Raw genomic sequence first — 24299 nt, 5'->3', positions numbered from 1 at the left:
ATTACTACTCATTGAGTGAATTACTATGTCTAGGCCGCTGCGAATAGAGTATGAGAATGCGTTTTATCATGTAATGAATCGGGGAAGAGGGCGTGAAAATACCTTTTTGAGCGATGACGACTTTAAGTACTTTTTATATTGTATTGAGCAAGCAAGCCTTCGCTTTAATATTGAAGTGCATTCTTATTGTTTAATGACCAATCATTACCACCTGCTAATCAAAACCCCTGATGCAAATTTAGGCCGAGCCATGAAGCATATTAATGGCCTTTATACTCAATACTTTAACCGAACCCATAATACAGATGGTGCACTGTTTAGAGGTCGCTACAAAGCGGTGTTGGTGGATGCTGATAATTACTTACTCCATGTTAGCCGTTATATACATCGTAACCCTATAGAAGCAAGTACACCGCTAGTCGATGAACTCATTGACTATAAATGGTCTAGCTACTCAGCCTTCATCAAAAAAGCGGCGACACCGAAATGGTTAGTTCGAGACTTTATATTTTCGCTTCAAGGAAAAAAGCGTAAATATGCTGCGTACAAACAGTTTGTTGAATATGAAAATAATAAAGAAATAAGCGCTTTTTATAGTGCTAAAAAGTTATTGTCGGTTTTAGGTTGTGAGGACTTTATTGAAAATATAAAAGACTACATTGCCAAGCCTGATAGCGAAAGAAAGCTTGTTAGTAAAAATCGCTCAGCAGATGAAGTTATAGCTTACTTAGCTCAATACTTTAATGTTGAGGTTAATGAGATTATAACGGTTAAAAAAGGGCGAAAAGAGAAAAATTTACCACGCTGGTTTGCTATTAAATTATGCCAAGATTTAACGGGGTTAAATTTGCAGGCATTAGCAGCTGTTTTTAATGTTGAGCATTATTCGGCGATATCGAAAGCTGTAGGTAGGTTGAATAAATTAATGGTTGAAGATGAAAAGGTTAAATTACAATTGGAAAAACTTCGAGATTGTTTGATGTCTGAAGTCAAGATTTGACCCCATTTATGTTCTTGACCCCATTTATGTTCTTTAAGTACGTTAGCTAACTATCGCTGGGTACCAACTTGCAAACACTACACCAAATAAGCCGACTAAAAATACAATGGATATCAACATCATTAAAGCAGCGGTGAGGATTATTATTACTCTATTAGACGTTTTACCTGCATACCTGACTAACTCAGCTATAAGTAGCGGCACAATATAAGAACATACGCTAATAGTTAGCACGGTTGGACCTGTAAACGTTGCAGTATCAATTCCTAGTGAGCCGAATATTAAAAACCAGGCAAAAATCATCAGCCTAAAAAATAAAACGCCGTTTGCTGCAAGGTATAAACGTATCGCCCAAATTTTATGTTTAGTGATATTCCGCTTTCTGGCTGTTTGTATGGTTAATATACTCGCTAAAATAACCACGCAACCACCAAGCATAGTCAACGCATGCATCGAGGTGTTGCCAACGGTTCCTCTGGCTATCATAAGGTACATACCTGCTAAAGAGATGGTACAGGCTAACATTACGAACACGCGACCATTGTAGCGGTGAAACTTAGTATACTTTGCTCTTATTGCAGGTATTAGCTGTAAGCTACCACCAATTATCATCACGATGGCGAGTAACACATGCAGCGCGTACATTGAATTACCAGTGGGATCGCTGGCAACATAGGCGGTGCTATTTAGACGACCCCAGCCAGATATTCCCGTAGTGACCCCCGTCAGCCCGTATCCCAAGGCGAGGTAAATAACAAAGCAGATTTGTGCCATCAACAGGCACGTGAACCACATTTTTTTGCTCATCTCAAGTAGCTCATTGGGCGTTTTTTTTATTGTTTGCATTAACATGTGCTTTTCCAAAAAGTATTTTCAATAGCCCAAATATAAAGACTTTCATGGTGATTGCTTCTCAAATTCGGAATTTGAGCAACGATATATTGATAATTTTTTTTAATTAGCTAGGGCGGTATAGACACATTCACTAACAAAGTTTTTTTGCCAACATGCATGTTAATTTGTACCATGTAATTCAGGCCACGTTGTTGGTTAAAACGTCATTTTTAGAGCACGCTATTATGCAAAATTATTCCCCTTATTATCTTCTTCTTTTTGTTTGTATGGGGTTAATGTTTTTAAATACGCTGAAAAAAGATAAGCAGCAGGTTCATTATTTATTTGTGATATTTTGTGGCTCCCTTTGTATGGTGGCAGCACAAAAGCTCAGTGCGCAAAGTATTGGCGCGTATCAATATCTAATTGGGTTGTTCACTTGCGCAACATGTAATGTTTCATGGCTGATTGCAAGAACGTTATTTCGTGAGCATGCGCCAATTTCCCGCAGGCATGTGACTTTTGCTGCAACCATTGCCGGCTTGATCATGTTTAATCAAACATGGCACTACTTAGTGAGCCTTGATCCTCAGCCTTTACCTACCAGTGATATAATGTGGCGCTTAAAGCAAGGGGTGAATGAGGTCACCATATTGCTCTCATCAAGTATCCTTGCGCTTTCTTTTTGGGAGGCGTTTAGAGGTTATAGTAAAAAAACACAGTCACAAAAAATGCAATCAGTCATCTTTGGGAGCGCTTGGGTTTTAGCTGTGTTTAATGCAAGTATTTTTCCTAAATTTATTTTTAGTGCGGCTGAAATAGAGCTGTATAACCCCATAATCATAACTTCATCTGCACTTTTAATTACATTAGCGATGCAAGTAGTCATAGCCCTTCAAGCAAGAGTGATAAATAACCAAGCGCTTAAGCAAGAAGATGATATGGGCACTATTAACAATGACACGAGTAATCTAAATGAAAACAGCAATCAAGATGTAGAGCCTGAATTGATAGTTGGTATTACAAAGCTTATCAATGAGCAGCAGCTTTACTTACAAGCTAACCTCAAAATTTCAGATTTTGCACAAGCGTTAATGGTGCCTGAGTACAAAGTTAGTCGAGCAATCCGCTATCACTATAAAGCGGCTAACTTTAATTTATTTATTAACCAATACCGCGTTGAATATGCAAAAAAGTTATTAATAAACGATCAGGCCAAAGAGTGGAGTATTTTAAGCATAGCACTTGAGAGTGGCTTTTCTTCTCTTGCCACTTTTAACCGCGTGTTTAAAAGTATTGTGGGCGACATTCCTAATGAGTATCGAAAACAAAACATTGACTACTATAATGAAGGTATACGGGAGCTTGTTGATTAGCCAGCTACGTTTAACTGTGTAATGAAACGTTGAGAAGGGCGTGAAAACACCTTTTTGAATGATGAGGGTTTGAAGTGTTTTTTATACTGCATTGAAGCAAGCCTTCGTTTTAATATTGAAGTACATTCGTATTGCTCAATGATCAATTACTTGCTGATAAAAAAAGACGAATTTGACCTCTATGGGTTCTACTTTAAGTTTTAATAAAAAGCAGTTGCAGTAATGCAACTGCTTTCCATTATGGTTTTATGCGCTTCGGTAATACGAGCGTAATGCTTTATACCCTTTAAAAAACCTCTTATTAATCATCAGGCCCTTTTAAGGTAAACACTAAGTGTTTACGCATATCTTTTAAAATTACGCCTTTTTTAAGCATTGCGCCGCTTAAACGCTTTTGCCATTTTAATAAATCAGGTTCTGCGGCTGCTAATGTTTGCTCGTTTTCAAACTGAAAACAAAGCAGTAGTGAACTTGGAAATAAGTGATATTCCACATCAAACCAGCACTGCAACATACCAGGGATTTCTTCGCGGCCTTGTGCTTCGAGTTTATCGGCCACATTAAGCACAAGTGCTTGTTGTTTTACTTGCACTGCAGAGAGTTTTTTCATTATTAAAATCCAAATTAGCGGCTAATACATACAGCCAGAATGCGGGCATTATACGCAAGCTTGTAGGCAGGCAACAACCGTAGGTTTGAGTGAAGCGAAATCCAACGCAAAGCCAATGTAATAACCATAATAAATATAGATGCAATTACCTGTAGGCGCTTAGCTTGCTGGCGTGTTGGGTAATAGCTAAAAGTTTTACAAAAATGCTCTACATACGCCTCTACCACCAATAAACCCCAAAGCTGCTTTAAGAATTAAGCTTAATGGGGGACTTTGATTCTTATTACACTTACCTAATTATTTCTAAGTCTAATAGTCGTTTAGTTAAAGTTGTTAGTTTACTTTTCAATCCAAATTGTTTAAATTGGGTACTAAATTAATAGAGCTTAAAAAGGAATTAACTATTATGAATTTACCTAATTGGAATACCCTCAAAAACAATTATCCAGCCCTCCCTGCGCCAGCTGTTTTTAAAAAAATAGGTGGTAAAGTTGAACTCAATCACGACATCGGGGTTTTTAATAATGCATGCGCTACACGTATTTCTTTAGCGTTAAACAGTGCTGGCTCTACACATAAAATCCCTTACTACAAGTCTATTGGCCCAAATGGTAAATTTGAAGGGCAAGTATCTTCTGGTAAGAATAAAAATTGGTATATTTTTCGAGTTAAGGTGCTAATTAAATATTTAACTGAGAAGTATGGAAAGCCAGAGGTATTCACGCCCGCGATATATGAACATGAAATGAGTGGCCGTAAAGGGATTATTATCTATGAAGTAAATGGCTGGTCTGATGCTACTGGTCACGCGGACTTATGGGATGGGAGTCAATGTGTCTATCAAGGTTATGGTAGTCAATCGAATAAAGTTTTATTTTGGGAAGCAACATAATGCTAAAATTTAGAGTTTTTGGCCTCGCTCTTTTATCATTCGCTAATTTCTCATGTACAGCTTCGGCTGAAGAAAATAATCAGCCGCTTATGGAATTTGCTAGTGCGAATTGTTTTTTTTGGTATTTTAAAGAAAATGATATTCCTACAAGTGATATAAGTAAAATAACTGGTGGTATTGTTGAAATGAGCAGTTATTCAGCAGATAAATTTCAACGAGTTGCACTCTTAGTAAAGAGTTACTCTCCACAAATAAAAACTAAGCAAAAGGTAGATTTACAGTTAGCAAAATGTTTTTTTCTTGAGAAAGATCCCAGCTTTATAAAGCAAATTCAAAAAATTATTGAATCGTAAAAAATAACATAATTTCTATTTGTATAATCATACTTTGACTTTAATAGTTTCTGAAATTAGCTGACTTTGTACTTAGCTTCAGGCTATATAATTAGCCTGAACAAATCCTAGCTTTTAAGCCTGCCTCATTACTTTATATACATAGAGCTAATTTCAATTTCTCTGTACGCTCTCACTTTACTAAATAACAATTTATTTATGTACTACATAGAGAATAACTCAAACACTCAGTCTGAGTTAAGAAACTCCCTAATCGCTCACATAGTAAACACTTTCGCCCTATGCTTTAATATTAAAAAAGGGAGGAGGTTATGCGTAAAAATCGATTTTTATTTAATAAACACGTTGCTGTAATGGCTACGCTAGGGGCTTTAGCTGCCCCGCTGCCTGTATTGAGTAATGAGCCAGGGGTATTAGTTGAGCAGCTTTGTGCCAGTTGCCATAGTTTAAATAACCTAGAGCGCAGTGCGGGTTATAGCCAAGCGGATTGGCAAACACTCATAGGCTATATGGTTGATACAGGGGAAGGCACGGCCCTTAGTAAAGATATAAGCACGTATTTGGCAAAGCATTACCCTGTTAACACTAAGCGCGAGTCAACGGTGGTTAAAGGCGATTTAAAACTTAGCTTTAAATACTGGCAAGTGCCTACGCTTGGGCAGCGCGCTCGCGATCCTGTGCAAGGTAAAAACGGGCTTATTTGGTGGGTTGGCCAGTGGGGCAATATTTTAGGCAGGTTAAACCCTAAAACCGGTGAGATGAAAGAGTACACGTTGCCAAGTGGTACGTATGCACACAGTGTATCGCTTGATAAAAACCAAACCCCTTGGTTTTTAGGTAATAAAAATGGCACGGTTGGGTATTTAGATTTAACAACCGAAAAATTTAAAGTGTATAAAATGCCTGATAAAAACGCCCGAGACCCGCATACTGGCGTGTTTGATAACGCAGGTATTTTTTGGTTTACCCTGCAGCACAGCAACATGGTTGGCAAGTTAGACCCAAAAAGTGGTGATATTAAACTGGCTACTTTACCCACTAAAGGCTCACGGCCCTATGGTATAAAGCTTGATTCAAACGGGACGCCGTGGGTGTCGTGTAATGGTAGCAATTGTTTGGTTAAAGTTGATAAAAACACCATGGCGCTTAGCGAAATAAAACTCCCAGGTGCTAAAACCCACACTAGGCGCCTTGCTATTACACCTGATGATATGGTGTTTTATGTAAACTCTGGCATGGGTAAACTTGGCCGCTATAACCCCAAAAACGGTAAAATAACACAGTGGGATAACCCAAGTGGTAAAAACAGCCACCCGTATGCCATTGAATATGCCGATAACGCTATTTGGTTTAATGAGTCGGCCAAGCGCCCTGAAACGCTTGTAAGGTTTGATCTTAATACCGAAACCATGCAGAGCTGGCAAATCCCCAGTAAAGAAGGCGTTTACTCTGGCCTAATTAGGCACATGCGTATGGGTAATAACGGCCTCATTATTCATCAAACAGCGACCAATCAATTAGCCGAAATTACTTGGTATAAGTAACTGTTTTTGCAAGTTATATTGAGTTGCCGTGCCTAGTGTGTTTAAATGCACTAGGCTAAATGTTGACTCACTTTGACTTGCGCTTGTCTAGTACGTAACGTACGGCCATTCTTGCAGCGCCCGCTCCAATACCTAGTGTCGTTACTAGCTGTTTATTACTCATTATGTTCTCCTTTTATTTAATAGCGGCATAGCTATGAGGTATTCTCTATTAAAATAAGAATATTAATAACAGCAATTTACGTACCGATAGACGTTTGAGGATAATAAGCACAGCTATTAACTAAAAAGTTATTTTACTTATGCTTTGCAATAATATTAAGTTTGCGTGTCAGTACTTAGTAATGCATTAATATAAGTGAGTTCTTCACTAAAAACGCCGTTAAAAAATGCACTTTGTTCAACTATTACAGCGTCGTTTGTTTGGGCTTTGTATTCTTGCTGGCATCTTGCTAGTTCGGTGGTTAACCATTGGCAGGTATTGGTGGCTAAATTTATTGCTGTTTTTAAAAATGACGACCATTTTATTTTTTGTAAATTAAAGCGATAAAGCATAACTGCGATAACCCCATAAGCTTGTTGCTCAAGCGAAGGCACATCTTCACTCTTTACTGAAAGACAGCTTAAAAGCTTGCTATTAACTAGTGCTTGTTGCAGTGCAGTTTGTTGTGATTGATTTAAAAAGGTGTTTTCGTAATCCATGTAAGGCCTATAACTGCAAATAGCAGGGGAATATAAAAAGGAAATCAGCAAAGTGTTTTACAATTTATGTGCACCAAAAATAAGCAATAGTGATAACAAAATAAGGCTGACCCTTTACTGAATTAATAAAATACAATTGTAATTGGCCAAGTATTGTTAGAGCTTGCTGTTTTTATTGCTTTAATTTAAGAGCTGACATCTGAATTTTATGTAGATTTAAGTTACTATCAAAATGTATAAACTACTGAAGCCGAGGACTTGTGAATTACTTAGCTCATCTTTACTTTGCAAAGCCTACAGCCGACTCACACTTTGGAAACTTGCTGGGTGACTTTGGTGGCAAAAGGCATGTAGAGCAATTGCCAAACACAGTTAAAAACGCGCTAAACAACCATTACTTAGTCGATAAATTTACCGACTCTCACTCGTTAGTAAAAGAAGCCAAACAGTACTTTTCATCCGAGCGAAAACGCTTTGCAGGCGTAGCGATTGATGTGGTGTTTGATCACTTTTTAATTAGGCACTGGCAGCAATTTAGCAAACACCCTTTACATGATTTTAAACGCAGCAGCTACGCACTTTTAAATGAGCGCATAGCGGTTATGCCGCCGCGCATGCAACAGGTTGTAACCAGTATGACCAAAAACGATTGGTTTAAAGAGTACGAAACAATTAATGGAGTAGGGCTTGCGCTTGATAACATAGCCAAACGTATTCGTTTTACTAATAACTTTGCAGGATCTGCTGAGGATATAGCACGTAACTACCATGAATTGGAGGCTATTTTTTTTGCATTTTTTCCTGAACTGATTGAGCATGTAAATGAACATAGCCTTGAAACACTCCAAAAAATGGCATAAAGCGAATTATTTAACACTTTACTAAGGTATTGATTTTTTGGTTTTGTTGTTTGTCTACAAGCCAAGTTTGGGCTTTCTGCAATTTAAAACTTATGGCCTTACTTCGCGCTTGGGTACAAACAGGCTGACATATAAATACTTTTTGATGACTTGTCTGTAATGGCATTTTTCAGTATTTATCTCCGTGATAACCAATTTAACAGAAATACTATGAGTAAGATTAGCCATGTACCTCAAGCTTATGAGAAGCAAGAGGAAGGTTATAGAATAAAGGCCTTAAGATTGTACCCTTGGATATGTGGGCGTTGTGCCCGTGAATTTGAGCACTCAAATTTACGTGAGTTAACGGTGCACCATATAGATCATAACCACAATAATAATCCAGAAGATGGCAGTAATTGGGAGTTATTGTGTATTTATTGCCATGACAATGAGCATAATAAATACCACGAATATATTATGTATGGCGAATCGACTACAGAGCCAAAAATAGAGGCTGCAACACATTCTCCGTTTGCAGACTTAAAGTCGTTGTTAAATAAATCAAAGTAATATTAGTTAAATTAAGAGCTTAAACCTAAAACGCTATTAATTTAAATGGCATTTTGAGGGTGAACGGTTATAAACCGAAGCAACCTCAAAAATTAACTTGAAATTGGTTTTATTAAAGTTCTTTTGCTGTTTTGTCTTTTATGTCAAGCCAGTTTGAATTGGCTGAACTAATAAAGCCTGGTACGTCTTTTAGCCATTGTTTTTGAACCGATTTATCAAGATTTAAATAAAGTTTATTTTCAACAATTTTGAACGCTTCAGGATCTACGTCAAATTTTTTCTCCATTGATACACCAAAGGCACAAAAGCCACCAAATTGCGGTGCATACTTTTCTGGGTTAGCTCTAAATAAATCGCGATGCTTAGCTGAACTAAACTTATAAATGGCATTTTTATGTGTTGCGGTATATTCAAAACTACCTACGACCGCTTTGTGCTGGGTAAAGTAAGCAACGGTATCATAACCACTAATTGCAATGTCGTTTACATCGGCATTTGCGTCTATATCTGCTGCAAAGCTTAGTGAGCTTATAAGTACCGATGCTGCAAAAAAAGTTGATTTAGTAAGTGTCGAAAATTTCATGAGTATCTCCAAAGGGTAATTTAATTAGTGTGTTTATTTTAAACTCAACTGTACTTTATCGTTATTGTTTGGTTAATATGCGTCTATTAGTCTATTCTTTCATACCAATAATCCAAAGAGGTGTATGTGGACGTACTTTCGAGCGTACTGAGTCATTTTTCACTCAATGCCAACGTGTTTTTCACTGGGAATATGTGCGGTACTAGTGACTTTAGTGACAATCAAGGTGTTGGGCATTTACATTTATTACGCTCAGGTACCTTAAGAGTGCGTAGTAATAGTGGTTTTGAAGTGGTTTTATCTACACCTTCGGTTATCTTTTTTCCTCACTCTACAGGACATTGTTTGCTTTCGGATAATGGCGATGGTGCCGATCTAGTGTGTGCACAAATTAGTTATCAAAGCGGTGGGCATAGCCCTTTATTACAAGCGATGCCTTTTTGCTTAAATTACGAATTAGCCGGTGATGGCCTATTAGCGCAGAGCGCTTTTTGGATTTTTGAAGAAGCATTTAAAGACATCAACGGTAAGGATTTAATTATAGAGCGTTTATGCGATGTATTTTTAATTAGTGTTTTGCGTAAAGTATTAAAAGAGGGCGCAATTAAAAGCGGTATGATGGCAGGGCTTAGTCATCCCCAGTTGGCTAAAGTTTTAATAAAAATACATCAAGCACCAGATCAAAGTTGGTCACTTAATACTATGGCTGAGGCGTGTGGTATGTCACGTTCAAAATTTGCAGATACGTTTAAGCGAGTAATAGATCAAACACCAGCTGATTATTTGACTGATTGGCGCTTATCTGTTGCTAAAAAGCTTATTTTAAAAAATCAAAATATGGACTTAGTAGCTAATCAGGTTGGATACGAAAACGGCTCAGCACTTGCCCGTGTATTTAGAAAAAAAACAGGACAAGCGCCAAAGGAGTGGCTATTGAGCCAGCAGTAAACTTTTAGTCGCCTCAGTGGGAGATATTGATAACCCACTAAAATATTTCATCATTATTGCCCTTGGTTGTTTTCTTATAACAGGCTGCGCTATGTGCAACGTTTTTTACCTAGCTATCAGCATGTTTTCCATCCTAAAAATAGCTCACTCAATTAAGTGAGTTGGTATAAGTTATTGTTTTATTGTATTTTTATTCCATAATGTACTTGGCAAAACACGCAAGCGTATTGTCAACGCTGGTGGGTACTTGTATTTTGTTATCACATAAGTCGACATCATTTGATGATAGTTTACCTTGCGCTAGTAGTATTATAATTGCCGCGGCAGTAACTTATTTTTGAAATAGGCCCAAACGAAAAACGCTTTGCTTGTTAAGTGCAATGTTTGCAAGCCTGCGCGAACCTTGTGGTTAATAGTGAGTTGATATTGCACGGTAAAAAAGTAAGCGCAGTTAAAGAATTTATTAAGGCCTAATACTGATTAGTAAGCGCAATAGTTAAAATTTATTTTTATAAAATGTTTACAAGGAAGTTATTTATATGCCCGATATAACGGCACTGTTTTATATAGCTATTATGGCTTTTTATTTATTACACAAAAACGAAGAAGCCAAAATATTAGTCCCCGTAATTGGCTTTGCTGCAATCCCTCTTTTTAGTAACGATTACTGGCAATGGTTTCAGCTTAGTGTGGCACTGAGTGTTGTAGTTATAGTGATAGAAAAAGAGAAAGCAGGATATAGAGGCGGTGGTGCAGTCTCGGCATTTGCTGCATTTTTTATTGGTGCTTTATTAGTTAGTATTTTTATACACGCTACGTCGTCTGCTGTTACCAGTGTTAGTACTGCTAATTTTAGTTTTAAAGCCCCACTCAGTTATGAATGGCCTAGGCACATTGTAATTTTATATGCGTCTGCGTTTACAGCTGCATTGCTTGGGATATTGTTTAATGTTCGTATGCCTGTAGCTCATAACGGCGTAGTAATTATTGCGGGCTTACTTGCTGCTTTACCTCATTTTTGTGGCTCTTTTTTATATGGCTTGGCATTAAGTGTAATTATTATTGTAGTTACTTTTTTGGTAGCGCTTATTAAAAAGGAGCAAGAAGAGGCGCGCGTTACATTTATTTATATTGGCGCTGGATTAATGCAGGTGAGTTGTTTAGTTAAGTACTTTAGCTAACTACTTTTTTGTTATTTTAACGACCGCTCAAGTTGTGGTTTAATTGTAGCTACTACTTTTAGGAGCGTTTTATGATCAAATTTTATTTTCACCATACACCTAACCCAATGAAGGTTGCTTTGTTTTTAGAAGAAACAGGCTTACCGTTCGAACTTGTGCCACTTGATACCTTAAAAGGTGAGCAACATACACCTGAGTTTAAAGCCATTAATCCTAATGCTAAAGCACCTGCCATTGTTGATGGTGAAACCCGTGTGTTTGATTCGAATGCTATATTAATGTACCTAAGTGAAAAACACGGCAAGTTAGCAGGTAAGGTAGAGAATCGCGCCGAAATGCTCTCGTGGTTAATGTTTATTGCATCGGGCCTTGGGCCGTATTCAGGGCAAAGTGTACACTTTAGACACATGGCACCAGAAGGGCTTGATTACGCAGTTAACCGCTATCTGCGTGAGGCACAGCGCCACTACGAAGTGCTTGATACACATCTTGAAGGTCGCGACTACATTGTGGGTGATGAATATACCATTGCTGATGTATCTGCTTGGGGCTGGATTGATAAAGCACCAGTAGTGCTTGGTGAAGAGGGCTTAGCGCCATATCCTAATTTAAAACGTTGGTTTGAAAGTATTGATAGCCGCCCAGCGGTTGCTCGTGCACGTAAAATTGGCAGCGATATTGCCTTTAAAAAAGAGTTTGATGAAGAAGCAAAACGCGCGTTTTTCCCATCTAACTACCCTAAAATCTAACGCTTAAAAAGTAAAAAAGGGCAATTAATTTTGCCCTTATTTTATGTATCTTACTTAGCTTTGCTACAGCGCAACTAGGCTATGCTCTAGCATTGATTGAATTTGTTTTACTATTTTAGCTTCTGTTTCTGGTTCAAACTGTTGTATACGCGGGGTATGTATATGACCCGTAGGTATACTTGAGTTAAGCTCATCGCGTAGGCGTATGCTGCGATACGATATTTCGTTAGATAAATAACCACCCCCGCCGCCATTTACTGCAACACTATTTCTTAGCGCGCCGTACGAAGGCGCTTTAAAGGTTTGATCTAGCGTGGTGACTTCTCGGTTGTCGATCACTTTATATGGGCCTTTGGCGTTTTGCATGGCGCTTACTGGTAGGCTAAATTTTACAAATTCATTACCAGGCAGTGGGCGGCCATTTAACTTGGGTATAACAGGGCTTGTTTGCGTACCGCCGTAGACAATATTGGCGTTATCTGGCGCGGTTACGCTGCGGCGTTTACCTGGAAAGTGCTCTAAATCAAACTCGGTTCTGCCCATGCTTACGGTTACCACCATGTCCACGTTATTCAGTGCATAGTAGGGAGCAAGGAGGGATTCTATTATGCCTTGATCAAAGTCTTCGTAGCGTACTGGTACCATAACCGTGTTAATTTCGGCGCTAACGCCATTGTAATTAATAACTTGGCCGTCGAGTAATAATGCGGCAACACCAGATGGATTACTTTGGTTGATATTTTTGTCGAGTAAAAATGGGTCAAACCCGGTTAGAATAATTTTTTTATCACTGCCTGATGAAAAAGCTAAATCGGTGCGGCCTCGGCTGCCTTCTTCAAGCATGCTTAGCAGCGTATTTATTTGTGCGTCAGATAGCTTAACGTTAGCTGTGGTTGTACGTATTACTTTGCTTGAAAGCAAGCGCGCCCAATAAAGTGCTCGGTCGTCGTAGTTTTTAGTTTTTGCAATACGCTGTTTAGCACTTTCCCACAGCTCAAAACTATAGGTTTGCACTAAGTTTTTAGCCTCTTTAAAACTTGAAAGTGTTTTAAACTGTTGCTCAAAGGTGGTTACTTCTTTATTAAAGGCGTTTAACACTGTGGGCATAGCTGTTTGTGCTTTGCTGATGCGTTGTTCTTCAACGGTGAGTGGATTACTTAAAGCTGCGAATGAAGAGGCAATTAAGCTGGTTGCTAGTAATATTTTGATCATGATACTCCTAATTAAGCCGTTGTTGTTTGAGTAACTTACTATCCTACGATTAAACAGTGAGGGCAATTATTTAAAGTTGAATTAATTGATATTTGGTACGGATGGAATGTTACATTATTACACTTTGATGAATTTAGCAAAGCGCCGTACTTCTAGCGGGCTATTTCCATTACTATAGATTTAATAAAAAACACGGGAATAAAATAATGGTTTCTAGAAGAGAGTTTTTACTCAGTGCGGGTACGTTGGCATTTTTAGGTTTATCGCGAAGTGCAATGGGTAAAGTAGCACTGCCAAACGTAACAGCCAAACTACCTGCTTACGGCCCATTACTTGCCGATACTGATGCATTACTTGATTTACCAGAAGGGTTTACATATCAGGTGATATCTAAGCTTGGCGATAAAATGGATGATGGCCTAGATGTACCCGACAGAGCCGATGGCATGGGCTGTATTGCATTAGATAACGAACGCGTAGCCCTTATACGTAACCATGAGTTACAACCTAAACACATTGATACCGCGTCTGATTTAATTAGTAACCACAAAACCTCTTTAGCCTATGATTCGCTTGAAAATGGTGTAGCTTTGCCTGGAGGCACTAGCCATATAATTTATAACTTAAAAGAGCAAAAACGCGAGCAAGAGTATTTATCGCTGTGTGGCACAATAAGAAACTGCTCAGGTGGTGTAACGCCGTGGGGCAGTTGGCTAACCTGCGAAGAAACCGTTATGGATAAAAGCGATGGGTTGTCGCAATCTCACGGTTACATTTTTGAAGTACCTGCCAGCGCCAAAGGCTTAATTAAGCCAGAGCCATTATATGAGATGGGCCGTTTTAACCATGAAGCTGCAGCAATAGACCCAAGAACGGGTATTGTTTATTTAACTGAGGATAGAGGCGATAGTTTATTTTATCGATTTATTCCTAATCAGCGTGGTAAATTAAACCAGGGCGGCAAGCTTCAGGCTATGGTAATTAAAAACCAACCACAGTTTGATAGCCGCAATTGGGACTCATCGTCCATGCCACTACACAGCGACCTTTTAGTTGAATGGATAACGCTCACAGACCCTAAAAGCCCAAATGATGACCTACGTAAGCAAGGTTATAAAAAAGGTGCAGCCTTATTTGCACGAGGAGAGGGAATACATTGGGGTAAAAATGAGCTTTATTTTTGCTGTACTAATGGGGGCAAAAAGCAGCTAGGTCAGGTAATGAAGTACACACCTTCAAAAAACGAAGGCACTGAGTTAGAACAAAATGAGCCTGGAAAAATACAACTATTTGTAGAAAGTACAAACGAGTCGTTATACAACTTTGGTGATAATTTAACGGTAGCGCCTAACGGGCATTTAATTGTATGTGAGGATCAATACACAGACACGGTGAATAACCATTTACGCGGGGTAACACCTAAAGGAGAGGTGTATAACTTTGCTAAACTAAACGCACAAACCGAGCTCGCTGGGGCGTGTTTTTCACCTGATGGGCAAACTTTGTTTGTAAACGTATATATGCCAACTAAAACGCTTGCCATAACTGGCCCTTGGGATAGTTTTAAGCTTTAAAATGGTAAAAAACACAAACGCTTAGCATGGCTATGCTAGGCGTTTGTATTTTAACAATCCTTGTAGATTTACCAAATCCGTAGCAAGCTTTAATCATCCTTGGTGCATTTACTACATCCTTAATGTAATAAGTAACGGGTCCTTGTAGTTTGCACTTCATCCTGTACCTACTTATTTAACGTATCCTTGTAAGATTATTAGTCCTTTAACGCTTATTAACATTCCTTGTATGGCAAGGTAGGTAATAAATTAATGATTTAGTTTACCTGCAGATGATTCAATGTGTGCACGTACAAACCACTGAAATTGCTCTAAGTCGCCAAGCTGGCTGGTGATCATATCCTCAGATACTGGGTCTAATTCAGACAGCGTTCCGATGGCTTTGCGGTGGTCGGCGTTTACGCCACTGTATACTTTGTCTAATGCACCTAAATGCTCTACTACAAAGGCTTTACCTAATGAGTATTCTTCCCATGTGCGGCGATCTACAATTGACTTAGGTGTACCTTGTGGCGTACCGCCTAATGTGGCAATACGCTCTGCGATGGTGTCGGTCATTTCGCGAATAGCATCGACTTGTGGGTCTAACATTTCATGCACACCAATAAAGCTTGGGCCTACTACATTCCAGTGAATATGCTTTAAAGTAAGTTGTAAGTCTAAAAGCGCTACGAGTCGGTTATCGAGTGTTTCAATTGTTTTTTTTGCTGATTCGTTATCCATACCTGGGGCTGTAAATTCAATTGGGTGTTGTGAGTTACTCATAATGTCTCCCGTTGTGTAATTTGTTGTATGTAGCTATTGCTACCATTTAACTTGTAATACATGAAGCAAAGCCTATGCCTACCAAGCTTATTTATTTAAGTGTTTGATATTTAATGTTTTATTTTTGTTTGGGTACGTAGAGTAAAAAAAGAGAGATGTAGAATATGAATTTTATGCACTTATTTTTGTAAATTGTGCACAGTAGTAAAAAGCTGTGGCTGTTTATCGGCAAAACTCAAATTTGTTTATGTTTTAGTAAGGCATAGCTTGTGTAATACAGCTACCTAATGTGCTTAGCCATACAATTAACGCCGTTATTATATTACTTTTAAAAGCTCAGCTTAAGCCTGCATGCGCTACAACCTCTAAATAAAACACAGTAAATAAGCTAAGCAAGGGCATTTAAAATATAAAGGTGCTTATTTATTACCTACGTAATAATCAATTTAGGTGTTTTATAAAGGCCTCATGCCGCTCTTTTAATACGGTGCTACTGGGCTTTACTACTTAGATTTCAAAAAATCAGTATTTGTACTTATTTAACCTCTTTAGTTGGTGAATGCTCACTGATATACTCCCGCCGCATTTTAATTGGGGTTATGTAAATAAATCATGAATTTTTTAAAAACACTGTTTACAACATCTATACTGCTTTTGTCTCACTCAGCACTAGCAGAAAATTGGAGCGTCACACAGCTTCACACAAATTTTGGCGATGCCTTAAATCCCTTTACTGGGGAGTCGTCATTTACACGCACCTACACCATAGAGCATGCATCAGAGCACGATTTAGGTGATAACTACTTTTTTATCGATTTTTTAAACGACAGCCTTAGTGATGGTTTTCAAGATACGGGAATTTATGGCGAGTGGTACACAACACTTAGCTTATCAAAGGCTTTTGACATTCCTGTGCGTTATGGTGCAATAAAAGATACGGGTTTAGTGTTTGGTATAAACGCCGGTGAAGAGGGGTTAATGAAATACACCCCCGGTGTAAAATTGAGTTGGGATGCGCCTGGGTTTGATTTTTTAACTACCACTTTTGCAGGTTACATTGATGCTAACGGTGGGATTAAAAAAGATCAGCTAGCGAAGCAAGATGACAGTATTTTTATAGACCTTGCATGGGGTGCACCTTTTAAATTAGCGAGCCAAGCATTTTATTTTACCGGCCACGTCGAATATATTTCAGGGCGTGACGACGAACAAGGCAATAAAGTTAATGAGTGGCTACTTGCACAGCCCGCAGTGCATTGGGATGTTGGTCAAAACTTTAATTTAGAGGCCAAGCAATTAATGGTTGGGGTTGAGTGGCGTTATTGGTACAACAAACTAGGTACTAATAAAATTGAAAACCAGCCCTTTTTACATGCAATTTGGGTTTTTTAAGTTAAAAAAATAGCGCCATTTGGCGCTATTTTTAGTCAGTGTGGTTGGAACTATAAATTCTCAGTTATTACTCGTAGCCACGAGGTTTTTTGGTTTTAATAACGGCTATATAAGCATGCCAACTGGCATAGCTAAGTAATGGCATGATTACAATAAAGCCTGTAGCGCCAGTAGCAAAACCAACAGCTACCAGTATAAATATACAAATTGACCATACCACCATAGCGGCAAAGTTAGTTTTTACAGCATTCATAGAGCTTATTACAGCGGTCATAATATCTACTCGGCGCTCCATCATTATTTGTGGAGCAAAAGCAGAAAGTGCAAATACAGTCACCAGTAGTACACCTCCAATCAAGCTGCCTAACGTTAAAAACGCCGATAACTCTTCAAAGGTGGGATTGGCATGGCTAGGATATAAAGCATGCACAAGCGCAGCTAAACGCATCCAAGCAATCATGATAACCATTAGCATAATTGCAAAGCCCCATTCGCCTACCGGGTTTCTAAACATCGACTTTATAGAGTGACTAAGTGTGGGTTTATGACCTTTTTCGAGCTCCCATGCTACATCGTATAGCCCTGCCGCAAAGGCTGGACCTATTAATGCAAACGCTACGGTTGCAGGTAGTATCACTAAATATGTACCCGTAAACATTGCCCAATAGACAATAGCAACAGGAATAAGGGTAAAAATTACCCCGTAAATTAGGCTTAGTATGGGCGCACGGGTCATGTCTTTAAGTGCCAATGCTAGCCAGTGAAAAGCCGCAAATGTGTTTACCTTATTGCATTCAATGCAGCGGGCAAATTCAGAGTGTTTATTAATCGTATTTGTTGTTGGCATAACAACGCTCCTTAACAAGGTGTCACTTAAAGGTTTAGAACACATTGGCTTTATTTACAAATATTAGGGGTGAGTAAACTTGGGAATTGAATAAGTTGAGATGAATTATTTTTTATCAATATTTTAAGTGTTTTGCTTGTAGGCCCCATAATAGGTATGAGTTTGAATTGCTTGTATGTAGTCAATTTGCTTTAGCTATGTGTACATACAATAATTTTGTAGCCCAAATAGATAGGCTACAACAGTGACAGTGATAATTTAGATCATCTCTGCATCGATGTGACGTATTAAATTTGTAACCCAATTTACATACTGGCGGTGAATTTTTTTACCATTGTATTTAAGGTTTTTAGAGTTAACGTAATTAACACTATAAGCCGTTTCGTCGAATTTAATTGCAACTGTTAGTTGGTGGGTTCGAATGTTTAGAACACCTTTAATTATACCTGCTGATTGAGCCGTACACTCCCATCCAAGTTTTATACAGGCTTTAACAATTCCTTTTTCAATTTTTTGTAGATCGTTATTAGCTGAAGAAAGTTGCGGTATTGGGTGGCCCTCAAAATCTTTAATTGGGACAGTCGTCGTACAGCCAACAAAGAAGGTAAGTGCTGAAGCGACAAGCAAAAGAGAATGTTTTTTCATAATAGTCCTTTTTAAAATTTAGCGAGCAGTAATCTAACTGCTCACATGACGTTATCAGGTGCAATTATCGGTAATTTTACTTTTTAAAACCAGAGGTATTTGTATTAAAGGACTACTTTAAATCGAACGCGCTATAAGGCTTCTTTATATAATAAACACAATCTAAAACTCCCACTTAGGTTAATGTAATGTTAATATTGTTTTGTATTTACCAGTCTAACAGGAACAATAAAATGGACGAGATAATTAATAATATTGATGTAAATCAGTATTTGCCGGCAGCAATCATGTGGGCAACAAATATTCTAATGGCAATTGTTATATTACTAATTGGTTTATGGCTTGCGGGAAAAGTGCGTAATATGATTATTAGTTTATGCCATAAATACACTCACTTTGATGACACACTGTTTCGCTTTTTAGGCAGTATGGCGCGCTATGTTATTCTAGCGTTTGTATTTATTGCCGTGTTAAACCGCTTTGGTGTTCAAACGGCTTCAATTATTGCGCTATTAGGTGCAGCGGGTTTAGCAATTGGTTTAGCGCTGCAAGGTGCTATGTCTAACTTAGCTGCAGGTGTAATGTTACTGATATTTAGACCTTATAAAGTAAACGACTTTATTGAAGCCGCTGGGCGCTTTGGTAAAGTTACCGAGGTTGATATGTTTACTACAATTTTGCAAACGTTCGATAATCAGCAAGTTATTATCCCAAATAGCCAAATTTGGGGAGCACAGATTATTAATCATTCGCATCATCCTATTCGCGGCGTAGATATGCACTTTGGTGTGGCATACGATGAAAACACCGACGCTGTTCGTAAAGTTATTGATAGCGTGCTTGAGGCTCACCCACATATTTTGAAAGACCCAGCCCCCTTTGTAGAAGTAGAAACATTAAACAATAGCTCGGTAGATTTTTTAGTGAGGCCATTTTGTAAAGGCGAGCACTACTTCGAAATTTTATACACGGTGCCAGAGCTTATCAAAAAAGCCCTTGATGAAAACAATATCGAAATTCCATTTCCACATCGTAAAGTAATTTTAGTTAACGAGAATAACGCTTAAATTTACGTTAAAGCGGGGCATTGCAATGATGCCCCCATTTATATTGCAAACTTACATGGGTTTGTAAAATTTTCATTGTGTAAACCCTGTTATGTAGCTTCTTTTGCGCTAACCCCCCTTATTACGTGGCTGGTCTTTATTTTGCATTTGCATAGTCGCTTTTAGTTTTAAAGTTCATAAAAACTATCGACCCATTAATCAAATTGTATGAAGGACTAAACATGGCTGAATCATTTAAATACTCAGGTAATAAAGGGCATGGTGGCGAATTGCATCAAAAGGCATCAGATGAACATCCTACCATGACCACCGCACAGGGCTGCCCTGTAAGCGACGATCAAAACTCATTACGTGCGGGCAAGCGCGGTCCAGGTTTATTAGAAGATCATGTAATGCGTGAAAAGATCTTTCACTTTGATCACGAGCGTATTCCTGAGCGTGTGGTACATGCCAGAGGCTATGGCGCACACGGATATTTTGAAACTTACGATACGCTTGAAGACTTAACCTGTGCAGATATTTTTCAGCGCAAAGGTGAAAAAACGCCTGTATTTACTCGCTTTTCTACGGTTGCAGGGAATAAAGGATCGCCAGATTTAGCACGTGATGTACGCGGTTTTGCGGTTAAGTTTTACACCCAAGAAGGAAACTGGGATTTAGTGGGTAACAACATACCTGTATTTTTTATTCAGGATGCAATGAAGTTTCCTGATTTAATTCATAGCGCTAAAGCCGAGCCTGATCGTGGTTTTCCGCAGGCACAAACAGCGCATGATAACTTTTGGGATTTTGTGAGCTTGTCACCTGAGTCAATGCACATGGTGATGTGGGCAATGTCTGATAGAGCTATTCCGCGCTCTTTACGCTTTATGGAAGGCTTTGGCGTTCATACCTTTAAATTTATTAATGCTAAGGGCGATGAAAAATTTGTTAAATTTCACTGGAAACCAAAAGCAGGTATGCAATCGGTAGTATGGAACGAAGCACTTAAGCTTAATGGCGCCGATCCTGATTTTCATCGCAGAGATATGTGGGAATCTATTAGCAACGGCGACTTCCCAGAGTGGGAGTTAGGTGTGCAAGTGTTTGATCAGCAATTTGCTGATGAATTTGAATTTGATGTTTTTGATGCCACTAAACTTATTCCTGAAGAGCAAGTGCCAGTACAAATTGTTGGCCGTATGGTGCTTGAGAGCGTTGTAGAAAACTTTTTTGCAGAAACAGAACAAGTTGCCTTTTGTACTCAAAATATTGTACCAGGGCTCGACTTTACACCCGACCCGCTACTGCAAGGTCGTAACTTTTCGTACTTAGATACGCAAACTAAGCGTTTAGGTGGGCCTAACTTTACGCACATTCCGGTTAATGCGCCTAAATGCCCAATGCGTCATTTTCAGCAAGATGGCCATATGGCAATGCACAATCCAAAAGGACGTGTAAATTACGAACCAAACTCGTGGAGCAGTGGTGAAAATAACCCTCGTGAATGCCCTGTGCATGGCTTTAAAAGCTCAAGCGAGCCTGAAGTAAGTGGCGGTGATAAATTACGTTATCGCTCTGAAACATTCAGCGATCATTACAGCCAAGCACGCCAATTTTATTTAAGCCAAACAGACGTTGAGCAAGCGCATATTCAATACGCACTGGTATTTGAGCTTTCTAAAGTTGAGCATTTACCAATACGTGAGCGTGTGGTTTCGCACTTACTTAATATAGACAACACGTTAGCGCAAGAGGTTGCCAAAGGCTTGCGCTTGCAAGAAATGCCAGAGCCGGCAGAAGCTGCAATACCAACGCGTGACGATTTACCTACTTCAGATGCGCTTAGTATTTTAAAAAATGCGCCTAATACCTTTAAAGGCCGAAAGTTAGGTATTTTAGTAAGCGATGGCTTTGACGCTGAAATTTTCAATTCGGTTACAAATGCTTTAGAAGCTGAAGGCGCTAACTACGAAATTGTGGCCGCTCAAGTGGGTGGTGCATGTTGTAGTAAAGGCAAACATATTGCCGCGGACCAAGTAATTAATGGTGGCCCTTCGGTATTGTACGATGCGGTAATCATACTGGCGACTCAAGAGGGCGCTGAAAAACTTGCCGGCATTCCTGAGGCTAAAGACTTTGTAAACGATGCGTTTGCTCATATGAAATACATTGGCTACACGCAAGAGGCAATGCCTTTATTTGAAGCCGCAGGGCTTGATGGTAAAGCCGACGATGGTTGGGTAGATTTAGAAGCACATTCAGCCGGTGAGTTTATTGAAGTGCTACGCAATTTAAGGTTTTGGCAACGTTAATAAACGACCCATTTAGTTCATAAAAGCCACACCTGTAAAGGGTGTGGTTTTTTTATGGCTTAATGGTTATGGTATTAACTCACAAAATAAACAATTGGATTTATTATGAGGCTCAATGGCTCATGCCACTGTGGCAAAGTGAAATTTACGGTTAACTCAAAGCACCCTTATCCTTATAACTTATGTTACTGCTCTATTTGTCGTAAAACCGCTGGCAGTGGTGGGTTTGTTATTAATTTAAGCGCAGAGTATAAAACGCTTGAAGTGCAAGGGCGTGAACACATAACTGTTTATCATGCCAAAATTGGTGATAAAACCAGCCCCGCTGAACGCCATTTTTGTAAACATTGTAGCGCTAACTTGTGGTTATACGATGCACGTTGGCCTGAGCAAGTTCACCCCTTTGCCGGTTCAATAGACAGCGAACTACCCATACCGCCAGAGCGCACTCATTTAATGCTTGGTAGTAAAGCAAATTGGGTAAATGCACCCATAAATAAAGGTGATAAGCAATTTGAAGAGTATCCGGATGAAAGTATTGCAGCGTGGCATCAACGTTTAAATTTAGAGCAATAATACGCTTACTATAATGCATTGTATTGTACTTAAAAGGCATCCCCTCAATTGGGTAAAATTTTAATGATTTACAGTGCAATGTGAGGCGTTACTTTTTGTACAGTAGTGAAAGTCGGTGTAATAGTGAGATTGAGCAGGCTTTTTATTATGTAAAATGTAGTCATGCATTAGCTTGGTGCTCAAGCGGCCCATTTCAAATGGATTTTGCCCTATGTTAGCCGAAGACAACCCCTTACTTAACACATTTAGCTGTATTTCTTCTGTATCGGCAGAAACAATAATAATGCCTTTATCAGCAATGCGTTGTTTAAAAGGCGCTAAGGCGGTTACATAATTAGGGTTAAACTGTGCAAACCCCGCTACAGCTAAAAAAATGGGGGGATTCTCCATTTTTAATAAATGCATTAACTGCTTTAGTGACTCTTCGCGCTTACCTAAACTAAATAATGGGCAACGGCTGTGTTCGCGCCAACCATTTTGACCAGATAAATGCTCAGTTGATTGCTTAGAAAGTGCATACCTCACACCTGCAATACGTTTATTTAAGTTTGGGGTTGTATGGTGCCCCGACTGCATGCAAAGCGTATTATTTGCTTTGTTGGTCAGTTTTTTTACTTGCTCGCCTAGGGCAACACCAAAGTCGAAGTTGTTACTGCCTACGTATGCGAGTCGATGATGCTGATGTTTTTCTAGTAGGTCTGAGTCAAAGGTAATGACCGGAATGTTTTTACTTTTTAGCGCCATAAGTGAGCGGGTCACTAAATGCTGAGAATCGGTGGTGGCAACAATAAGTCCATCAATTCCTTGTTGTACTAAATTATTAATAACCATAGATTGGCTGCGGATATCCTGAAAGTCTTTTGGGCCATCGTATTTACATATTATTTCTGGATGTTCACTTGCAAACTTTAAACACCCTTTAAAAGCTTGCTGATAAAAAGAGTCATTTTTTGTTTTACCTACAATTGCTATAACCACATTGGCTGCACTTTGGTGAGTAAATAAAAGCAATGTACTCAAGGTTAAAAATTTAAGACTTTTAAACTTTTGAAGAGCTAATTTTAAATTTGCTAACATTATAAAAGTCCTAATTAATTTTTTATTCGTAAGATATATATTATGGTCAGTATAGTTATTAACCTTAAATCGGCTAGTTGAATTATGCTAATTTGCATGCCATAACACATTGAAAGAAGTGTTTTTAACCTATACGCTAAATTTACACCCACAATAAAATTATGGAGATAGGCATGGCCGTTTCAGCAATTCCTAAGGGGTTTAGTTCAGTAACACCGTACCTAATTATAGAAGGTGCTCAGCAAGCTATTTGCTTTTATCGTGATGCATTTAATGCGCAGTTAGTCATGCAAATGCCGCTACCAGAGGGCGGTATAGCCCATGCTGAAATTATAATTGGTGACTCCCATATTATGATTTCGGACTCATGCCCAGATGAGTCATTTAAAAGCCCCAATGCACTTGGTGGCACACCGGTAAGTTTAATGCTTTATGTAGAAGATGTAGACAGCGTATTCAAAAAGGCAATTGAACTTGGCGCCACAGAAGTGCGCCCAGTACACGACCAATTTTATGGTGATAGAGCCGGCACCCTAGAAGACCCATTCGGGCATATTTGGACCATAGGCACCCATAAAGAAGATTTAAGCGAGCAAGAAATTAACAAGAGAATGGCCGACTTAATGTCAAAAGAGCAAGATGCATAAAGTAACTTGCTCTTTGGAG

General features: G+C 38.8%; 25 protein-coding genes. 16 read left to right on the top strand and 9 right to left on the bottom strand.

Annotated elements, in window-relative coordinates; translation table 11 throughout:
* Positions 1–25 precede the first annotated feature (25 nt).
* Positions 26–1000: a transposase gene (locus QUE46_RS13630; protein WP_286245229.1), complete on the top strand. Its 975-nt coding sequence runs from the start codon at positions 26–28 to the stop codon at positions 998–1000.
* A gap of 42 nt (positions 1001–1042) precedes the next feature.
* On the opposite strand, the gene QUE46_RS13625 is transcribed toward QUE46_RS13630, so the two are convergent.
* On the bottom strand, positions 1043–1846 hold the full coding sequence (locus tag QUE46_RS13625) for a DUF2306 domain-containing protein (protein ID WP_286245228.1): 804 nt from the start codon (positions 1844–1846) through the stop codon (positions 1043–1045).
* A 359-nt stretch (positions 1847–2205) separates the two neighbouring features.
* On the opposite strand from QUE46_RS13625, the gene QUE46_RS13620 reads away from it, so the two are divergent.
* Positions 2206–3210 carry an AraC family transcriptional regulator gene (locus QUE46_RS13620; protein ID WP_286245227.1) on the top strand — a complete coding sequence of 335 codons (1005 nt, stop codon included), beginning with the start codon at positions 2206–2208 and terminating at the stop codon, positions 3208–3210.
* A 301-nt stretch (positions 3211–3511) separates the two neighbouring features.
* Here QUE46_RS13620 and QUE46_RS13615 read toward each other — a convergent pair whose 3' ends face one another.
* Entirely contained in the window at positions 3512–3820 is a 309-nt protein-coding gene (locus QUE46_RS13615) for a hypothetical protein (protein WP_286245224.1), read from the bottom strand.
* A 406-nt stretch (positions 3821–4226) separates the two neighbouring features.
* On the opposite strand from QUE46_RS13615, the gene QUE46_RS13610 reads away from it, so the two are divergent.
* From QUE46_RS13610 to QUE46_RS13600, 3 genes are all read left to right on the top strand, one after another.
* Entirely contained in the window at positions 4227–4712 is a 486-nt protein-coding gene (locus tag QUE46_RS13610; protein ID WP_286245223.1) for a type VI secretion system amidase effector protein Tae4, read from the top strand.
* Positions 4712–5065, top strand: coding sequence for a hypothetical protein (locus QUE46_RS13605; protein ID WP_286245221.1), 354 nt, complete (start codon positions 4712–4714; stop codon positions 5063–5065). Before QUE46_RS13610 ends, QUE46_RS13605 begins: the two co-directional genes overlap by 1 nt.
* Positions 5066–5376: 311 nt before the next feature.
* A complete protein-coding gene (locus QUE46_RS13600) occupies positions 5377–6609 on the top strand; it encodes a cytochrome C (RefSeq protein ID WP_286245220.1) in 1233 nt (410 codons plus the stop codon).
* A gap of 318 nt (positions 6610–6927) precedes the next feature.
* Here the strand turns inward: QUE46_RS13600 and QUE46_RS13595 are convergent, their stop codons facing one another.
* The gene (locus QUE46_RS13595; RefSeq protein WP_286245219.1) at positions 6928–7311 is read right to left on the bottom strand and encodes a hypothetical protein; all 384 of its coding nucleotides are present in this window, start codon (positions 7309–7311) and stop codon (positions 6928–6930) included.
* A 260-nt stretch (positions 7312–7571) separates the two neighbouring features.
* On the opposite strand from QUE46_RS13595, the gene QUE46_RS13590 reads away from it, so the two are divergent.
* Positions 7572–8171 carry an ACP phosphodiesterase gene (locus QUE46_RS13590; RefSeq protein ID WP_286245218.1) on the top strand — a complete coding sequence of 200 codons (600 nt, stop codon included), beginning with the start codon at positions 7572–7574 and terminating at the stop codon, positions 8169–8171.
* Between the two features lie 210 nt (positions 8172–8381).
* Positions 8382–8723 (top strand): YajD family HNH nuclease, encoded by a 342-nt coding sequence (locus QUE46_RS13585; protein WP_286245217.1) that lies wholly within the window; start codon positions 8382–8384, stop codon positions 8721–8723.
* A 112-nt stretch (positions 8724–8835) separates the two neighbouring features.
* Here QUE46_RS13585 and QUE46_RS13580 read toward each other — a convergent pair whose 3' ends face one another.
* On the bottom strand, positions 8836–9306 hold the full coding sequence (locus QUE46_RS13580; protein ID WP_286245216.1) for a YHS domain-containing (seleno)protein: 471 nt from the start codon (positions 9304–9306) through the stop codon (positions 8836–8838).
* A gap of 126 nt (positions 9307–9432) precedes the next feature.
* Here QUE46_RS13580 and QUE46_RS13575 point away from each other — a divergent pair, with 126 nt between their 5' ends.
* The 3 genes from QUE46_RS13575 (at position 9433) to QUE46_RS13565 (ending at position 12184) form a co-directional block, all read left to right on the top strand.
* Positions 9433–10254 carry an AraC family transcriptional regulator gene (locus QUE46_RS13575; protein WP_286245215.1) on the top strand — a complete coding sequence of 274 codons (822 nt, stop codon included), beginning with the start codon at positions 9433–9435 and terminating at the stop codon, positions 10252–10254.
* A 539-nt stretch (positions 10255–10793) separates the two neighbouring features.
* Positions 10794–11435, top strand: coding sequence for a hypothetical protein (locus QUE46_RS13570; RefSeq protein ID WP_286245214.1), 642 nt, complete (start codon positions 10794–10796; stop codon positions 11433–11435).
* A gap of 71 nt (positions 11436–11506) precedes the next feature.
* A complete protein-coding gene (locus QUE46_RS13565; protein WP_286245213.1) occupies positions 11507–12184 on the top strand; it encodes a glutathione S-transferase family protein in 678 nt (225 codons plus the stop codon).
* Between the two features lie 63 nt (positions 12185–12247).
* Here QUE46_RS13565 and QUE46_RS13560 read toward each other — a convergent pair whose 3' ends face one another.
* Complete coding sequence (locus QUE46_RS13560) at positions 12248–13396, bottom strand: hypothetical protein (protein ID WP_286245211.1); 1149 nt, start codon at positions 13394–13396, stop codon at positions 12248–12250.
* A gap of 206 nt (positions 13397–13602) precedes the next feature.
* Between QUE46_RS13560 and QUE46_RS13555 the strand changes: the two genes are divergently transcribed.
* Positions 13603–14970: an alkaline phosphatase PhoX gene (locus tag QUE46_RS13555; protein ID WP_286245210.1), complete on the top strand. Its 1368-nt coding sequence runs from the start codon at positions 13603–13605 to the stop codon at positions 14968–14970.
* A 249-nt stretch (positions 14971–15219) separates the two neighbouring features.
* On the opposite strand, the gene dps is transcribed toward QUE46_RS13555, so the two are convergent.
* Complete coding sequence (gene dps, locus QUE46_RS13550) at positions 15220–15735, bottom strand: DNA starvation/stationary phase protection protein Dps (RefSeq protein WP_004587573.1); 516 nt, start codon at positions 15733–15735, stop codon at positions 15220–15222.
* A gap of 612 nt (positions 15736–16347) precedes the next feature.
* Here dps and QUE46_RS13545 point away from each other — a divergent pair.
* A complete protein-coding gene (locus QUE46_RS13545; RefSeq protein ID WP_286245208.1) occupies positions 16348–17127 on the top strand; it encodes a nucleoside-binding protein in 780 nt (259 codons plus the stop codon).
* Positions 17128–17194: 67 nt separating this feature from the next.
* On the opposite strand, the gene QUE46_RS13540 is transcribed toward QUE46_RS13545, so the two are convergent.
* The gene (locus QUE46_RS13540; protein WP_286245207.1) at positions 17195–17974 is read right to left on the bottom strand and encodes a DUF2189 domain-containing protein; all 780 of its coding nucleotides are present in this window, start codon (positions 17972–17974) and stop codon (positions 17195–17197) included.
* A gap of 258 nt (positions 17975–18232) precedes the next feature.
* A complete protein-coding gene (locus tag QUE46_RS13535; protein ID WP_286245206.1) occupies positions 18233–18619 on the bottom strand; it encodes a hypothetical protein in 387 nt (128 codons plus the stop codon).
* 233 nt (positions 18620–18852) lie between these two features.
* Here QUE46_RS13535 and QUE46_RS13530 point away from each other — a divergent pair, with 233 nt between their 5' ends.
* From QUE46_RS13530 to QUE46_RS13520, 3 genes are all read left to right on the top strand, one after another.
* Positions 18853–19686, top strand: coding sequence for a mechanosensitive ion channel family protein (locus QUE46_RS13530; RefSeq protein ID WP_286245205.1), 834 nt, complete (start codon positions 18853–18855; stop codon positions 19684–19686).
* 221 nt (positions 19687–19907) lie between these two features.
* Positions 19908–21980 (top strand): catalase, encoded by a 2073-nt coding sequence (locus tag QUE46_RS13525; protein WP_286245204.1) that lies wholly within the window; start codon positions 19908–19910, stop codon positions 21978–21980.
* Positions 21981–22085: 105 nt separating this feature from the next.
* Positions 22086–22556, top strand: coding sequence for a GFA family protein (locus QUE46_RS13520; protein WP_286245203.1), 471 nt, complete (start codon positions 22086–22088; stop codon positions 22554–22556).
* A gap of 60 nt (positions 22557–22616) precedes the next feature.
* Here QUE46_RS13520 and QUE46_RS13515 read toward each other — a convergent pair whose 3' ends face one another.
* The gene (locus QUE46_RS13515; RefSeq protein WP_286245202.1) at positions 22617–23633 is read right to left on the bottom strand and encodes a substrate-binding domain-containing protein; all 1017 of its coding nucleotides are present in this window, start codon (positions 23631–23633) and stop codon (positions 22617–22619) included.
* 173 nt (positions 23634–23806) lie between these two features.
* On the opposite strand from QUE46_RS13515, the gene QUE46_RS13510 reads away from it, so the two are divergent.
* Positions 23807–24280, top strand: a complete 474-nt coding sequence (locus QUE46_RS13510) for a VOC family protein (protein ID WP_286245201.1) — start codon at positions 23807–23809, stop codon at positions 24278–24280.
* Positions 24281–24299 lie beyond the last annotated feature (19 nt).

Origin of the sequence: Pseudoalteromonas sp. MM1 (genome assembly GCF_030296835.1) — a bacterium.
In the GTDB taxonomy this organism is placed as follows: Bacteria; Pseudomonadota; Gammaproteobacteria; order Enterobacterales; family Alteromonadaceae; genus Pseudoalteromonas.
This window is presented reverse-complemented; position numbering and strand designations above follow the sequence as displayed.

Excerpts from the sequence above, each read along its gene's own strand:
- QUE46_RS13580 (WP_286245216.1), bottom strand. The coding sequence starts at position 9,306 with ATGAAATTTTCGACACTTACTAAATCAACTTTTTTTGCAGCATCGGTA.
- QUE46_RS13515 (WP_286245202.1), bottom strand. The coding sequence starts at position 23,633 with ATGTTAGCAAATTTAAAATTAGCTCTTCAAAAGTTTAAAAGTCTTAAA.
- QUE46_RS13600 (WP_286245220.1), top strand. The coding sequence starts at position 5,377 with ATGCGTAAAAATCGATTTTTATTTAATAAACACGTTGCTGTAATGGCT.
- QUE46_RS13525 (WP_286245204.1), top strand. The coding sequence starts at position 19,908 with ATGGCTGAATCATTTAAATACTCAGGTAATAAAGGGCATGGTGGCGAA.
- QUE46_RS13585 (WP_286245217.1), top strand. The coding sequence starts at position 8,382 with ATGAGTAAGATTAGCCATGTACCTCAAGCTTATGAGAAGCAAGAGGAA.
- QUE46_RS13630 (WP_286245229.1), top strand. The coding sequence starts at position 26 with ATGTCTAGGCCGCTGCGAATAGAGTATGAGAATGCGTTTTATCATGTA.
- QUE46_RS13520 (WP_286245203.1), top strand. The coding sequence starts at position 22,086 with ATGAGGCTCAATGGCTCATGCCACTGTGGCAAAGTGAAATTTACGGTT.
- QUE46_RS13615 (WP_286245224.1), bottom strand. The coding sequence starts at position 3,820 with ATGAAAAAACTCTCTGCAGTGCAAGTAAAACAACAAGCACTTGTGCTT.
- QUE46_RS13570 (WP_286245214.1), top strand. The coding sequence starts at position 10,794 with ATGCCCGATATAACGGCACTGTTTTATATAGCTATTATGGCTTTTTAT.
- QUE46_RS13555 (WP_286245210.1), top strand. The coding sequence starts at position 13,603 with ATGGTTTCTAGAAGAGAGTTTTTACTCAGTGCGGGTACGTTGGCATTT.
- dps (WP_004587573.1), bottom strand. The coding sequence starts at position 15,735 with ATGAGTAACTCACAACACCCAATTGAATTTACAGCCCCAGGTATGGAT.
- QUE46_RS13605 (WP_286245221.1), top strand. The coding sequence starts at position 4,712 with ATGCTAAAATTTAGAGTTTTTGGCCTCGCTCTTTTATCATTCGCTAAT.
- QUE46_RS13545 (WP_286245208.1), top strand. The coding sequence starts at position 16,348 with ATGAATTTTTTAAAAACACTGTTTACAACATCTATACTGCTTTTGTCT.
- QUE46_RS13560 (WP_286245211.1), bottom strand. The coding sequence starts at position 13,396 with ATGATCAAAATATTACTAGCAACCAGCTTAATTGCCTCTTCATTCGCA.
- QUE46_RS13625 (WP_286245228.1), bottom strand. The coding sequence starts at position 1,846 with ATGCAAACAATAAAAAAAACGCCCAATGAGCTACTTGAGATGAGCAAA.
- QUE46_RS13530 (WP_286245205.1), top strand. The coding sequence starts at position 18,853 with ATGGACGAGATAATTAATAATATTGATGTAAATCAGTATTTGCCGGCA.
- QUE46_RS13540 (WP_286245207.1), bottom strand. The coding sequence starts at position 17,974 with ATGCCAACAACAAATACGATTAATAAACACTCTGAATTTGCCCGCTGC.
- QUE46_RS13620 (WP_286245227.1), top strand. The coding sequence starts at position 2,206 with ATGGTGGCAGCACAAAAGCTCAGTGCGCAAAGTATTGGCGCGTATCAA.
- QUE46_RS13565 (WP_286245213.1), top strand. The coding sequence starts at position 11,507 with ATGATCAAATTTTATTTTCACCATACACCTAACCCAATGAAGGTTGCT.
- QUE46_RS13610 (WP_286245223.1), top strand. The coding sequence starts at position 4,227 with ATGAATTTACCTAATTGGAATACCCTCAAAAACAATTATCCAGCCCTC.
- QUE46_RS13535 (WP_286245206.1), bottom strand. The coding sequence starts at position 18,619 with ATGAAAAAACATTCTCTTTTGCTTGTCGCTTCAGCACTTACCTTCTTT.
- QUE46_RS13595 (WP_286245219.1), bottom strand. The coding sequence starts at position 7,311 with ATGGATTACGAAAACACCTTTTTAAATCAATCACAACAAACTGCACTG.
- QUE46_RS13510 (WP_286245201.1), top strand. The coding sequence starts at position 23,807 with ATGGCCGTTTCAGCAATTCCTAAGGGGTTTAGTTCAGTAACACCGTAC.